We start from the raw sequence: 14,075 nt of genomic DNA, 5'->3' as shown, positions 1-14,075 counted from the left end.
CGTTGATAAAAGTTACTTGTTTATAAGAAATGGAAATAATCATCTCCTTAGATAGTATTTTCTATTTAGCTCATGATGAAAGTACGTTGAAGAACGGATACTTATGAAGCAGTTCGCATTATCCTGTTACTAAAGGATAATTGTACGGCTGTTTATCATAAAAAATGAGACGTATCGTTGCTAAAAAATAAGCCTGATAATCCAAAAATAGGTTACGCTATTTTTAAATTATCAGGCTATCAAAGCCGGTTATTTTTCAAGTAACAGTCATTTCTTTTGAGAAATAGTTACGTTAAAAGAAGCCTTACTCAGTCTAGTGCCGGTTCTTTTTTTATGCTACTCCAGATCAGTCCAATGATAAAACCAATGATCGCAGGAACGATCCAGCCCATGCCTAATTGGAAAAATGGAAGATACTGCTTTGCATAATCCAAGATATGTTGGGCTATAGCTGACTGTTTGATAAAGTCGGGACAAGCATTCAAACCGTCTAAAATAGAAGCAATTAACGTAAAGTACGTAGTCATTCGATAAACAGCTGGACGTTGTTTAAATAATGGCCCCGCAAGAACCAGTAAAATCAGGGTCATTGCTAAAGGATAGATGAACATCAATACAGGTAAAGAAATTTGGATGATGTTTGTCAATCCCACATTCGCCACCAAACAAGCGAGTACACTAGCCATCGTCACGAAAAATAAATAGTTTCTTTTGGGGAACAAATCAGTGAAAGTCTCTGCAAAAGCAGTGATCAAGCCGATCCCTGTTTTCAAACAGGCCAATACGACGATCAGTGCGAGTAAGATACTCCCGTAAGTTCCTAGATAATGGTCAGCGATTTGGGCAAGGGCGATTCCACCGTTTTCACTTAGCGCAAAACCACCTAGGCTCATGGCACCTAAATACGAAAGCAACGTATAGATGATCCCCATCAAAACAATACTGATTGCACCAGATTTGATGGTGTCTTTTGCAATAGCAGAAGGTTTCGTGACACCCATATTGCGGATCGTCGTCACGATGATGATCCCGAATGCTAAAGCAGCTAAAGCATCAAGTGTGTTGTACCCTTGAGTGAAACCAGTAAAAAAAGCATGATCTTGGTAACTCGGTTGGACAGCAGCATGTTGCACTGTACCGAGAGGATGAATAAATGCTAGTAACAATAAGAGTCCAAGTAATACTAAGAAAACAGGATTTAAAAATTTTCCTACATAATCGAGGATCTTCGTCGGCCTTCTTGATAGCCACCAAGCAGCAAAAAAGAATAGAATACTAAAAATAGCTAAAAACAAAGTTTGCTGATCAGACTGTATAAATGGAGCTAAACCGATTTCATAAGAAGTGGTTGCTAATCTAGGTAATGCGAAGAAAGGTCCGATCACAAGATAAAGCAGAATAGTAAAAACCATTGCATACGTTTGATTGATTCTTTTAGCCAATTCATAGACGCCAGCCGTCTTCGATACGCCAATGGCAATGACACCTAAAAACGGGAGGCCGATTCCTGTTACTAAAAAGCCGAGGTTTGCCCAAAAAATCGAGGCACCTGCTTCTTGTCCCATGTGGACTGGGAAGATCAAGTTACCAGCTCCAAAAAATAAACCAAAAAGCATGGAACCGATAAACATATATTCTTTAAATGTTAACTTCTTTGTCATAAATAACTCCTTTACTTCTATTTTTTTTAAAGTAACAGAAATAGTACAGATTAGCAACCATTTTCTAGATAACGGCAGTAATAAATCTTTAGATATTCCGACCATTCCGTGCTAAAATATGAAGTAACTTACTAATAGGAAGTGATCATGTGACAAAATCAAGATTAGAAGCGTTCACGGATGGCGTCGTAGCCATTGTTTTAACAGTCTTGGTATTAGATATAAAGATCCCTGATCCGCCGGGTTTCCAGTCATTATAGGGAATTCGAAATACTCTGTTAGCTTATGGTATCAGTTTTATTTTTGTGGGTGTCATTTGGGTCAATCATCACCGTGTATTTCAAATGGCAGATAAGATCAATTATCGTGTCGTATGGGCCAATATTTTTTGGTTGTTCTGGTTGACACTTTGTCCGTCAGTCACAAGTTGGGTCGGCCGTAATCCGACAGAATTTTGGCCAGAGCTGTCTTATGTCCTTGTCTACACGATGTGGAGCTTTTCCTTTAGTATCCTGATGAAACAAGTGATGCGAGCGAATAAACCTGATTCGCATGTAGTCAAGACGTTGACGAAAGACCATCGAAGTTTTTTGTCGATGTTCATCAATATTTGTCTGATCGTCGGTGTATTTTTTATTCCAATGATCGGTTTACTCGGTCGTTTCCTCGTCTCTGGTTTGTGGCTTTTATCTTACCGAAAAGCCGATGAATACTACCATATCTTTTTTTCAAGAAAAGTTGAATAAAAAAACACCTGGGAATAATCCATTAAGGAAAATCCCCAAGTGTTTTTTATTTTTTCTCATATTTGATTCGATAGATGACCAATAGGCAAATGAACCAGACAGGTGTCAGTAACAAAGCAATACGTGTATCTTTCCCAAGAAGCAGGACAACACAGGTAAAAGCCATGTATAAGAAGACGAGGTAGTTACTGAAGGGATAAAAAGGAATTTTGAATGAATGAGCTTTTTTTCCAAGTATACTTTTTCGGTATTTTAAATGGGTATAGACAAGCATACTCCAAATGAATAGAAAACAAGTCGTTGCGATGCTACTGATCAAAGTGAAAACCTCACTAGGCATGATATAGTTCAAGACGACTGAAATAAAAATCACAATGGTTGAAAAGACTAATGCATTTCCAGGAACACGATGAGTAGTCAGCCGACGAAACCGTTTTGGGGCACTGCCTTCTTGAGAAAGGGAACGGAGCATCCGTCCAGTACTGTAAATCGCACTATTACAAGCTGAAGCAGCGGCACTCAAGACGACTAGATTGATCAATGAAGCAGCAATCGTAATACCGATTTCTGAGAAAACTTCCACAAAAGGACTGTTGTCTGCATTTAAGCTGTTCCAAGGATAAATAGACATGATCACGAATAAAGATCCCAAATAAAAGAGAATGATCCGAATGGGGATATTATTGATTGCTTCTGGGAGTACTTTTTCAGGATTTTTAGTTTCGCCAGCTACTAATCCGACTAATTCGATTCCAGCAAAAGCAAAGGTGACCATTTGAAAGGATAGGATAAATCCTTTTCCGCCTTTCGGGAAAAAGCCGCCATGCGACCAGAGATTCGAAATACTTACGGTACCGGCACTTGTTTTATAGTGTGTGATGATCATATAGGCACCTATGATAATAAAAGCGATGATCGCTACTACTTTGATCAGTGCAAACCAAAATTCTAATTCTCCAAAAAGAGAAACAGCGACCATATTCAATCCTAACAATAAAACTAAAGCAATTATCTCAGGTAGCCATTGGGGGACGCCAGGTGCCCAATATCGGACATACATGCCCATAGCAGTAAGATCAGCCATGGCGATAGCAATCCAACAAAACCAGTAAGTCCAGCCCGTCACAAAAGCTGCTTTTTTTCCAAGATATTCTGCAATAAAATCCAGAAATGAATGGTTATTTGTATTTGATAATAAAAGTTCGCCTAATGCACGCATAATGAAAAAGCAGATGCATCCTGTGATCAGATAGGCAAAGAGGATCGATGGTCCAGCCAATTGGATCGATTTTCCTGAACCGAGAAATAGACCAGTTCCGATTGCACCACCAATTGAGATCAATTGAACGTGCCTGTTCTTGAGACCTCGTTGTAGTTCTTGTTGCTCTTCGTTCATCAGTTTACTCATCCTAACTAAAAATTTGATTACTTCCATATTAAGAGAATTTCCAAAAAATTACAACTTAGATTCAGAAAGCAATCAAATACAATTTTCATCAATTCATATGAAAAAGCTGACCTTTTTTCATTATAAAAAGAATCGATAACGTATTTACTTGATGTCGATGAAAGAGCCGGCAATCAATCTAAGAGATTTGATATCTTGTTCCGTAAATGGTACGCGTACCAGTAAGAATTTTTGTTTTTTATTTAACTTCATTTTTTGAGGTGTCGTACTGATAACTAAATCTGCTTGTTTTGATTGTGGAACAAAAGTAACAAAATAGCTGTTTTTTAAATTAAGGATGACTTGCTGTTTTAGATAATTGGTCAATAAGTAATTCAAATCAGATTGTAGATTGATTGCCAAACGTGGTCGTAGTTTGTCAAAGGGACACAAAGCAAGACAGATCAGCAATTGATTTTGAAAACGAAAACTATTCTCGGGTACTCGATAGTTGTATTTTTGAGTATATGTGTCAAAGAGAGCGTTGAATTGATGGTAATAAGTTGGTTTTTCATTTTGAACAGCTAAAATCAACTCTTGTTGGTGAAAGAAATTTTCGTCTATTTTGAAGAAGTTGAGGCTGATGAACTCATAGCGATGTAAGCGAACAGCAAGTCTTTTTTCTTCTTCGTCCAACGGTGTAAAGTAACGTTCAAAAAGGTGAAACCAATCGTTTGTAAGTTGATCAAACCACCCACTTAGTTCAGGTGGAAATGGTTGGAAGTCTTCCTCGTATCCAAAGATATCCGATGTCTGGATAAAAGCAATCAGTAGTTGCCAATCAGTTTGGTGCCATTCTGAGAGAAAAGCAGGTTTTTCAGGAATGGAGAGCGTTTTTAACAAGAGGGTTTGCCGTAATGTGAAAGTTAAGCGACTCTCCTGTTCCATTGCATTTAATTGGACGTAAAGCCAGATCGACAATAATTCTAAAGATTGTTCACTGGGGGATACCGCAAAATAAGTAAGGATTTTTCGCGATAGTTCCCAAATGAATTTTTTATTCTTGATCCAATCAATGCGAGAAAATTGACGGTGGATCCCATAGAGAAAAGCATAGCTAAACATTCGTAGTTGCGCTTCTTCTGCTTTGATCGTTACTTTTGCAGAAACAGAGATGTGCATCTGATAATGATTGACCAACTTATTGATTTCTTTGATCTTCCGTTTTAATTTTGACACACTGACACCGTATTTATCACAGAATTCATTTGTAGAAAATTGTCTCTGCTGGATCAGCTGTTCAATGATTTCATAAAATAAATCTGATGAATAAAAATCATCATATAAATACTGCAGACTAGATGAACGGCGAAATAACTGGATTCCTAAATTAGGAGAGATGATCAGATAAGCCTCTCCATTTGGATAGATAAGTTCCATCTGTTCTTTGATTTCATGACAGCAATTTAAAATCGTCACTTGACTGCCAAATCCTAATTTTTTTGGATTTCCAAGGAAGTCAAGGGGAGGTTCGTTTCATCCAACAAGCGAACAATCTTGATCTTTAGTTGAGTATTCGTGTCTAAACCGTACATAAAGCACCTCTTTTTTTAGATAAGCAAAAATTAAATGGAGTGGATATTTTACAGTATGTAATAAGGGTATCTTAAACTTTTTCGTTGAACAGCGTATAAAATAGAAGGAATTTTAATTCTTTTTTTATGTCAAACCTTACATCGGATGTTAGTTTTATTCATTTATGAACGAGTAGAATAATTTTTATATAGGTATAAGAAATAATCTTCGATAATTATTCTTAAAAAGTAACGAATCGAAAAGTGTTCATTTTTGGAGATAACCCAACTTAAAATCTGGTCTTTAATTTAAGAAATAGAAACCCTATAGTTACTTATGAGAATTTTCACGATAAAAAGAAATCTTTATCTCATGATTGCCTAAAAATAGTAGAAAATACTATTTTTTTGTTTCTGATCATCTAATAGGAGGTGAAGTGAATGAAAAAACAGCAAGTAATCTATTCATTGCTTTTTGTGTGTTTCATTTTATTTGGCACAACGAGTCAAATACGTGCAGCAACAACAGAGACCGTGACGCTCTCCGTTCATAAGCTCCTATTTGAAGATGGACAACTACCAGACTTGCAGACAAATGGGGGAGTACTGTCACAAGAAGATTTACCTGCTTATCGTGGCCTAAATGGTGTAACATTCTCTCTTTATGACGTTACTGACCACTATTATTCTTATGTGAAAAAAGGTTTAACGAAAGAACAAGTACGATCTAAGATAGCTAAACAAAATCCCACGCAGTATTTGACATCAGGTGTTACTGAGACGCAGCACGCTGAATCGGGAATAGTGAATTTCAATGTTCCAAAGTACAAAGCAAGTGGTTCCTATCAAGGAGAGTACGCTGTTTATTTACTTATTGAAAGCCATGCACCAGCAACCGTTAAAGAAAGAGCAGCGCCACTTGTTGTAACTTTGCCGGTCTACCAAAACGATCAAGAAGAATCAACGATCCATCTATACCCTAAAAATGAAGAAATCGCATATACAAAACCACCTTTCGAAAAACAAGTGTTGGATAAAAAGAACAGTTATGCCTATGGAGATCAAGTTTCTTATCAAATTACTACAACGATACCTGTAGACAGCTGGAATTATTCCACCTATCAAATCAGTGACCATGCAGACAATGGCTTAGTCATGAAGGAAGGGTCTCTTCATGTGCAAGTTGGTGAACAAAAAACGATCGATTATCAGAGTTCAGTTGAAAAAAACGAGTTCACCATCCAGATTTCTCCAAAAACTCTAGCGGAATTTTCAGGAGAAAAAATGACGATCACTTATGAGATGTCATTGGAAAATGCTCAAATCGAACAAACTGATTTTACGAATACGGCGACGTTGATCCCTGGAAATCATCCAGCGATCAAAACGAAAACAACTGTCAAAAGTGGCAGACAAACATTTACTAAAGTTGATTTGAAGAACCGTAAAAAGACGTTAGCAGGGGCAGAATTTATTGTTCAAAATCAAAAAGGTCAAAGTTTGAGTCGTCTTGATGAGAAAAACAAATGGCTTGAGGTAGATAAAACACAACCAGTTGCTTCTTTAGAAAAGCAAGTAGTGATTTTAACATCAGATACAAAAGGAAATTTTAGTATAAACGGATTACCTGATGGAACGTATCAGTTGCATGAGATCAAAGCACCAACGGGATACCAACGTGCAGAAACCCCCGTTGTTTTTAACATTGATGCGATGTTCCCAAGTTCTGAGCCTTTATCGGTGATCAATCAAAAAAAGAATGTTCGATGGTTCCCTAAAACAAACGATAGCCAACAAAAAGGTCTGATTGTTTTAGGTATCCTTCTCATTTTTTTAGCAGGCGGCGTGATGGTTTTTAAATGGAAAGAAAAACAAAGGAGAAATAAATGAAAAGAACAGGTAAGGGAAGATTCAACATAGTTTTGGGGCTATTCGTTGTATTGATACCATTTCTTTTAGCAAGTACGGGAGCTGACGTATCTGCTGATGACACAACTAGCAAAGACACAACGGTCACATTGCATAAATTAGGGTATGACAAAGATCAATATCCTGATCAAGCAATTGATAATACAGGTGACTCATTAGCAGATGACGGAACAGTTAAAGCGGGAACGTATTTTCCAGAAACAGATGAGGCAGGGCTTTCAACTGCTAATCTGGCTAACTTAGGCGGAACCAATAGCGACAATGCTGTTTATTTAGTCAAGGAAACAAAAACACCGGAGGGAGTAAGCAATCAAAAATCTGGTGATTTCGTGATTGGGTTACCAATTTTTAAGGATGAAGATATTTTAGATAAAAATATCGATATTTATCCTAAAAATATGTTTACTACAAGTACACTAGAATTTACAAAATATGGGATCGCTGTGGATTCGAAAGATGAAACAAAATTGACTCTTGCTTCACCATTAGCGGGTGCGATGTTTGTCTTAAAGGAAGAAAATGGCGATTATCTAAGCAATCAAAACAAGTTCGATGGGACAACTGCTGCGGATGCACAAAAATTCACATCAGATAAGTCGGGGAAAGTCAGCGTACCAGATATTTCATTAACGAGCGGAAAAACATATGAGTTTTACGAAGTGGACTCAACGATTTCAAAGAGCGCAAATGCAGATAAATACCATTACCTTGCAAATCGGGCCCTATCAAAGTAACGGCGAAACGAGGAGCCGCAGACAGCAAGATGGTGTTGACTTATACGTATATAGAACAAGATTCAAAAACAGAAACTACAGTCATTGGTACTCCAGATAAAGATGGAACGTATGCATATACGTCAGCAACAGGAGCTAAAACGAATGAAGCCAGAGCATACAACACGGAAGTACCAGAACCCGATAAAACTGTAGATGACAGTGATGTGGATATTGATGAGAATTTGACTTATAAGATCAGTCAGCTTATTCCGAATGATATTGCAGACTATCAGGAGTTCTCTTTGGTCGACACGTATGATCCACAGTTAGCGCTACTAGCGTCAGACAAAGATATTTTAGCAACCGTCACGATCGCTGGAAAGCCAGTATCAGATGTAGCGGGTACTTTTATTGATGATGCGACGCACAATCAATTTACAGTAAACTTTACACCAGCTGAACTAGAAAAATATGCGGGAAAAACGATTCAATTCACCGTGAAAATGAAAGTGAAACCTGGTGCAAAACTGGCTGTAGGGATTGATAATAAAGTAACATTCAACAATGATTTTACACCGAAAGAACACAAAGCAACTGTTAAAACATACGGCAAACAATTCGTTAAGACGGAGTGGCTGTCAGGGAAGCAATTAGGTGCCGCAGAATTTATTGTTCAAAGAGGAAACAGCTATTTGCAATATGCATCCAAAGGGCAACCAGTTGCCAAAATCACCGGCTATACCGATACTGCAAAAGATGATCTAGTCTGGGTGAGACTGATAAAGACCAAGCAACCAAATTGATCTCAGATGATAATGGTCAGTTTGGCGTACAAGGGCTAGCACAAGCTGAAGCAGGACAACCAATCGATTATCAGTTGATTGAAACCAAAGCGCCTGAAGGACATGTCATCTTAAAAGATGCAGTGGTATTCAATGCGGATAACGGCACTGAAAAACTTGCCCAAAAAGTAGTGAACCATTCGAAAGGGATCTTACCCCATACAGGAGGAAAAGGAATAATCATCTTTATTGCTACTGGCTGTATGCTGATCCTAGTGTCAATCATCTATTTCAAAAAAAGAAATAGACAAACTGTTTAAGTCTAGTCATTCATTGAATGATCATATCAAATAATAATAAATCGTTAACAAATGGATCATTGGAGAAATCAACTGAGATGGTCAATGTTAAAAGAAGATCGTGGGACAAAAGTAAGAAACACTTTTGTCCCATACTTTAAAAACGAATAAACGGTGGGAGCAGAAGCAATTCCTCGGAAATAAGCCAAAATTCACAAAAATTTGAAAAAGCAATTTTCATTAATTTCTTCTTATTTCTCGGAGTTAAACACTTCTGTTCCAACCTCATTTGTTTTTTACAACATCGTACCAAGCACATAATAAAAATTCTTTTCGAAGAAGTCCGTGTCCTTTTATTGGTAATGCGCTAAGGAAGAATGGCAAGGTCCTACAAGCAATTTAGCAAAAATTTGCACGGTTTTTTCGGCTACATACCAAAAAAAGGAGGCTTTCAAAATGAAAAAGCCGCCAAGAAAGCGTAAGACTGTTCGAGTAATGGATATCCTTATGCTTTTATTTTTAACAATTGGTGTTTTGTTACTCGCCTATCCTTTTGTTAGTGATGCGTTGAATAATTTCTTGGATCAGCAACTGATCACCGTATATCAACATCAAGCAAACAAAGAAAACCAAGCTGTAGTTCAAAAAGTGATCAAAAAAATGAATGAGAAAAACGCTGAACTAGTTAAAAACAAGGCGGAGCCTGGAATGGATCAGTACGATCAGGCTATCCAAAAAAAAGAAAAACGCAAAGTAGATAAAACTTACTATCAAGAACACACAATTGCTGTGTTGGAGATACCTAAAATCAATCTTTCATTACCGATTTTTGATGAAACGAATGAATACTTTTTACAAAAAGGGACCTCGTTACTAGAAGGAACAAGTTATCCTACAGGTGGCAAAAACACACATGCGGTTTTATCTGGCCATAGAGGGCTTTCTACTGCCAGGTTATTTACTGATTTACCAAAATTAGCAATCGGTGATACTTTCTACATTGAGATCAATAAGCAACACCATGCGTATAAAGTCGATAATATACAGACGATTGAACCAACGAACACAGAACCTTTGAAAATACAAGCAAATAAAGACTTAGTCACTTTGATGACATGTACACCATATATGATCAACACGCATCGCTTACTTGTGAGAGGGCATCGAGTCCCTTACAAAGAAACGAATGAAACAACGAAAATGAAGCGAATCTCCTTCATACAAGCGCATTTGATCTACTTATGGGGACTGCTAGGGATCATAGGCAGTTGTTTGATTATCTGGATACTTTGGCATTGGACTATTTTAGGTATGTGGGAAAAACGGCAGTATGCTCTGCGGTTTTCATTGATTGACCGAGTCGGCTTACCTTTAAACGAAGTACTGATCACAGTCTATGATTCCCACAAAAAGAAGATCATTACTAGAACGCAAGAAGAAATATCGGATGTAACCAATCAGAATGGATTTATTGACTTAGGAGAATTACCTGGGAAATACTATCAGGTGAAAATTTCTCTTTCTCCTACACATTCATTTTTTGTAAAAATACGTCCTAAAAGCAGAACAGAGAACTATTTTATTTTTCGTAAAAATCGATACATCCGAATGATTGGGACAAAGGATCGCCAGTTGGATAGCCCGATCATTCAAATTAGGAGAAAGGATAAGTCATGAAAAAAGCAAGTAACTTTATTATTCTATTATTGATGATCATTCATACGATTATCCCTAGTAGTGCATTTGCCGAACAGACAGCAGAAACGTATCAAACCTATTATGAGAGGCATCCCGGTCAGGAAGATGACTTTTTAGGCGCAGCACAGCATTTCAATGTATTTGCCCGCAATGTCCATATAACAACAGATATAAATGGAAATGTCGCTGCACAAAATTTATATTCTACGCAGCAATCCTTTGATATTTGGCGTGGACGAGAAAAAATGGATCTGATCAAAAATGATGATGATCATATCCAAAATATTCTGGCGGCTGATGGGACTCCTGCACCTATGGGAACTGGAATCCCAGCGAATACGGGAAACAATCAGACAACTTATTTGGCATTAGGAGAGGGCATTGATTACCAAGCGGTTGGAACCGACGGCAAACCGACGATCAATGGGGTAAAAAATGATCAAACAACTGCAAAACAAATTGTTCAAGATCAAAATGGACAAACGTTTATTGATTTTGACAGCGAGTTTACTCATTTGAGAAGTGCCAATGATGAGTTAGCAAAAAATGCGCAATCTGCGGATATCGTGGTGGAAAGTGATGATCAATTTCTCAAGGGTACTAAAGGAAAAGATGCAGTCTATACAGCTAGTGGGGATTTGAACAATCGAGTGATCGATGTATCGCAAATTGATAAAGAAGCTGTTGTTATCAAATTGAACGCAGCAGTTTTAGCGGATACTTACACACTGGATATCGTAGGCCTAGAGGCTGCAAATGCCAGTGATACAAATAAAGAAGTATTCATTGTCGTTGATGGCGAAGGTAGTGACAGTGTTACTATCAATGGAAAAATCAAACTGTATTATAAAGCAGGAGAAAATCCTGCAGATGTTACAGGTAATACATTCGTTGATAATCAAGGAAATACGGAACAGGAACGTCTAGAAACTGAGTTGATGGATTTTGCAGATAGTACGGTTTTATGGTCTTTTACAAATACGACCCAAGTGTCTGGAAAACTTTCAATTGGTAAGATGAAAAATATCGAACTCCATTCCCCGTGGATCGGCAGTATACTGGCACCAGATGCTACTGTAGACGGGACAGGGGTCAATATTCAAGGATCTGTAATCACAGATACCTATCTGGGATCAGGCTCGTTATACCGATGGGATTGGCAAGGAGAATTCTCACCGAACAAAACCAATGGGGAAAAGTAATGGTCGAAAAGTATGATGGCCATACAAAAGAAAAACTCACAGATGAAAAACTCATGGATACGTTGACTTATACAGTAACGAATTTAGCAAGTAAGCAAACAACTGAGCTGACAGAGAAAAATAACTGGGAGGCTTCTTTTGTACCAGGCGATTATCAAATCGTTGAAACAAATGCGCCTGAAGGGTATGCAGTAGATGCGACCCCGATCAACTTTACCATCGACCAAAAAATGCAAGTGACAAGTGGTAGTCAACTCGTTGATAGCGTTGAGCCAACCTCGAGTGGCCTTTATCTAAAAGACAATCAGCTTGTTTTTCGGCAATTCGATGAACCAAAACAGGCAACTGTCAAAAAGAACATCCACCTATTGAAATATGACCAAACAACAAAAAAAGAAGTGGCAGATCTATCAGGCTTAACGTTTAAACTAACGAGCTACCAAGATGAAGCCAGACAACAAGTAAAAGAGCAGATCCCTTTAACAAAAGACTATCAAGCTGAACTAGAACCAGGATTTTATGGTGTCCAAGAAGAAACAGCGCCAACAGGATATGCACTAGAAAATAGTGAATATTATTTTACTATTAATTCAACTGGAGCAGTGAAAGGGGCCGATTCTTCAGCAATCGCCACATGGAGTGATGGTTATTTGACACAATCTCCTGGATCAGCAGATACGTTATATCAATCAGCGGACCAACTCTATTTCCAGAAGTTTGACCAAAAACAAAAGCAGGCGAAGGAATTCAATTTACAATTATTGAAATATGACAAGTCTACAAAAAAACAAGTTAGTGATCTCTCTGGACTAAGCTTCCAATTGACGCAGTACCAAGCCGGAGAACACAAGCAGGTAATTGAGCAACAAATGATCACAGGTAATCAAATCAGTGACTTTACGATCAAGTTAAACCCAGGTTATGATTATACGATCAAAGAAGTCACAGCACCAGATGGGTATGAACTAAGTAATAGTAATTTTGATTTCAAGATTACCGAAGATGGGCAATTGTCCTCTGAAAAATCGGTGGGGGTACCACAGTGGAATCCATCTTTTGAGACAAAAGCAGAAACAAATCAAGATATTTTATATCAAGATGGCAAGCAACTGTATTACCAAAAGTTTGATAAAAAAATAGCACAAACTGTGACGAAAAAAATCAAATTATTGAAATATGATAAAACTACTCGTACACCGATTGGAACACTGACTGGCTTGAAGTTTACGATCACTCAATATAGTGATGAGAAGTATACAAAAACCAGTCGAGTAATCGATGTAGCGCAGGATTACACTGCTGAATTGACTCCAGGACATTACAGTATCACGGAAACTAGTGCACCAACTGGTTTTTCCGTCGAACATACGCCTTATTATTTTACGATTAAAGCAGATGGAGGAGTGAAGTTGCTTCATGGTAGTTTGAAAGAATGGTCTACTGGCTATCTTGTAGTAGCAAATACAAATGAAGACCAACTTTATCAAAACAAAGATCAGCTATATTTTGAAAAGTTCGATACAACGCAAATGGATCAGCTACAACTTCATCTGTTGAAATATGATGGGCAAACGCAAAAAACGATCAAAAATATCAGTAAATTAAAATTTCAAGTGACACAATATCAACAAGCTGATCCTACGAAAGTAGTTAAGGTCCAACAGCTCTCTGGAGAAAAAGCCAGTGATTTTATAATGACGGTAAAAGAAAGTAGCATTTATAAGATCCAAGAAATCAGTGCGCCAGAAGGCTACCAGTTAGACGATAGTACCTTTGAATTTACAGTAGATGCAAAGGGGACGTTCCACTTGAAAGGCGGTCAAGCGGCTCCTCAATGGCAAACAAAGGATGAAGCAGTTGCTTCTACAAAAGTGGACCAGTTGTATCAACAAAAGAGTGAAGCTTATTTTCAAAAAATGGATAAGAAAAAAGCAATACCTATCTTGCCGCAAACAGGTGGACATGGAACGCTTGGATTTTATCTGAGTGCAAGTCTTTTCATCGTATTGGCTGGGATTCTCTATAAAAAAAGAGCAAAAAATTAAACAAGCAAAACAGGATTAGGCAAAAGTGATTTACTT

General features: G+C 37.7%; 10 protein-coding genes and 1 pseudogene. 8 read left to right on the top strand and 3 right to left on the bottom strand.

All coding sequences use genetic code 11. The annotated features are described in order from the left end of the window. Nucleotides 1–308: 308 nt before the first annotated feature. Nucleotides 309–1,661: a branched-chain amino acid transport system II carrier protein gene (brnQ, locus tag ED2_RS12835; protein ID WP_005875289.1), complete on the bottom strand. Its 1,353-nt coding sequence runs from the start codon at nucleotides 1,659–1,661 to the stop codon at nucleotides 309–311. 149 nt (nucleotides 1,662–1,810) lie between these two features. Between brnQ and ED2_RS12830 the strand changes: the two are divergent. Further along, nucleotides 1,811–2,407 (top strand): annotated as a pseudogene (locus ED2_RS12830) (TMEM175 family protein). A 46-nt stretch (nucleotides 2,408–2,453) separates the two neighbouring features. On the opposite strand, the gene ED2_RS12825 reads toward ED2_RS12830, so the two are convergent. Together ED2_RS12825 and ED2_RS12820 are read right to left on the bottom strand one after the other, a co-directional pair. Further along, nucleotides 2,454–3,803 carry an amino acid permease gene (locus ED2_RS12825; RefSeq protein WP_025481374.1) on the bottom strand — a complete coding sequence of 450 codons (1,350 nt, stop codon included), beginning with the start codon at nucleotides 3,801–3,803 and terminating at the stop codon, nucleotides 2,454–2,456. Between the two features lie 156 nt (nucleotides 3,804–3,959). Then, a complete protein-coding gene (locus ED2_RS12820) occupies nucleotides 3,960–5,273 on the bottom strand; it encodes a helix-turn-helix domain-containing protein (RefSeq protein WP_016177216.1) in 1,314 nt (437 codons plus the stop codon). A gap of 536 nt (nucleotides 5,274–5,809) precedes the next feature. Between ED2_RS12820 and ED2_RS12815 the strand changes: the two genes are divergently transcribed. The 7 genes from ED2_RS12815 (at nucleotide 5,810) to ED2_RS12785 (ending at nucleotide 14,039) form a co-directional block, all read left to right on the top strand. After that, on the top strand, nucleotides 5,810–7,258 hold the full coding sequence (locus tag ED2_RS12815; RefSeq protein ID WP_060789875.1) for a SpaH/EbpB family LPXTG-anchored major pilin: 1,449 nt from the start codon (nucleotides 5,810–5,812) through the stop codon (nucleotides 7,256–7,258). Further along, nucleotides 7,255–8,031, top strand: a complete 777-nt coding sequence (locus ED2_RS12810; protein ID WP_060789874.1) for a pilin N-terminal domain-containing protein — start codon at nucleotides 7,255–7,257, stop codon at nucleotides 8,029–8,031. The genes ED2_RS12815 and ED2_RS12810 overlap by 4 nt, the downstream gene beginning before the upstream one ends. 29 nt (nucleotides 8,032–8,060) lie before the next feature. Beyond that, entirely contained in the window at nucleotides 8,061–8,816 is a 756-nt protein-coding gene (locus ED2_RS12805) for an isopeptide-forming domain-containing fimbrial protein (RefSeq protein WP_016177220.1), read from the top strand. Next, nucleotides 8,813–9,115 (top strand): LPXTG cell wall anchor domain-containing protein, encoded by a 303-nt coding sequence (locus ED2_RS12800; protein ID WP_016177221.1) that lies wholly within the window; start codon nucleotides 8,813–8,815, stop codon nucleotides 9,113–9,115. The genes ED2_RS12805 and ED2_RS12800 overlap by 4 nt, the downstream gene beginning before the upstream one ends. A 435-nt stretch (nucleotides 9,116–9,550) precedes the next feature. After that, nucleotides 9,551–10,771, top strand: coding sequence for a class C sortase (locus ED2_RS12795; RefSeq protein WP_005875296.1), 1,221 nt, complete (start codon nucleotides 9,551–9,553; stop codon nucleotides 10,769–10,771). Then, nucleotides 10,768–11,994: a collagen-binding domain-containing protein gene (locus ED2_RS12790; RefSeq protein WP_016177222.1), complete on the top strand. Its 1,227-nt coding sequence runs from the start codon at nucleotides 10,768–10,770 to the stop codon at nucleotides 11,992–11,994. The genes ED2_RS12795 and ED2_RS12790 overlap by 4 nt, the downstream gene beginning before the upstream one ends. Then, complete coding sequence (locus ED2_RS12785; protein ID WP_016177223.1) at nucleotides 11,994–14,039, top strand: SpaA isopeptide-forming pilin-related protein; 2,046 nt, start codon at nucleotides 11,994–11,996, stop codon at nucleotides 14,037–14,039. The genes ED2_RS12790 and ED2_RS12785 overlap by 1 nt, the downstream gene beginning before the upstream one ends. The last annotated feature ends 36 nt before the right edge of the window (nucleotides 14,040–14,075 follow it).

It is taken from the genome of Enterococcus durans NBRC 100479 = LMG 10746 (assembly GCF_001544215.1).
GTDB lineage: Bacteria > Bacillota > Bacilli > Lactobacillales > Enterococcaceae > Enterococcus_B > Enterococcus_B durans.
The sequence above is the reverse complement of the archived record's forward strand: the minus strand, read 5'-3'. Positions and strand labels throughout refer to the sequence as shown.

Bases quoted from the DNA above. Each gene is read 5' to 3' on its own strand.
- ED2_RS12805 (WP_016177220.1), top strand. From the start codon at position 8,061: ATGGTGTTGACTTATACGTATATAGAACAAGATTCAAAAACAGAAACT.
- ED2_RS12815 (WP_060789875.1), top strand. From the start codon at position 5,810: ATGAAAAAACAGCAAGTAATCTATTCATTGCTTTTTGTGTGTTTCATT.
- ED2_RS12795 (WP_005875296.1), top strand. From the start codon at position 9,551: ATGAAAAAGCCGCCAAGAAAGCGTAAGACTGTTCGAGTAATGGATATC.
- ED2_RS12810 (WP_060789874.1), top strand. From the start codon at position 7,255: ATGAAAAGAACAGGTAAGGGAAGATTCAACATAGTTTTGGGGCTATTC.
- ED2_RS12785 (WP_016177223.1), top strand. From the start codon at position 11,994: ATGGTCGAAAAGTATGATGGCCATACAAAAGAAAAACTCACAGATGAA.
- ED2_RS12825 (WP_025481374.1), bottom strand. From the start codon at position 3,803: ATGAACGAAGAGCAACAAGAACTACAACGAGGTCTCAAGAACAGGCAC.
- ED2_RS12790 (WP_016177222.1), top strand. From the start codon at position 10,768: ATGAAAAAAGCAAGTAACTTTATTATTCTATTATTGATGATCATTCAT.
- brnQ (WP_005875289.1), bottom strand. From the start codon at position 1,661: ATGACAAAGAAGTTAACATTTAAAGAATATATGTTTATCGGTTCCATG.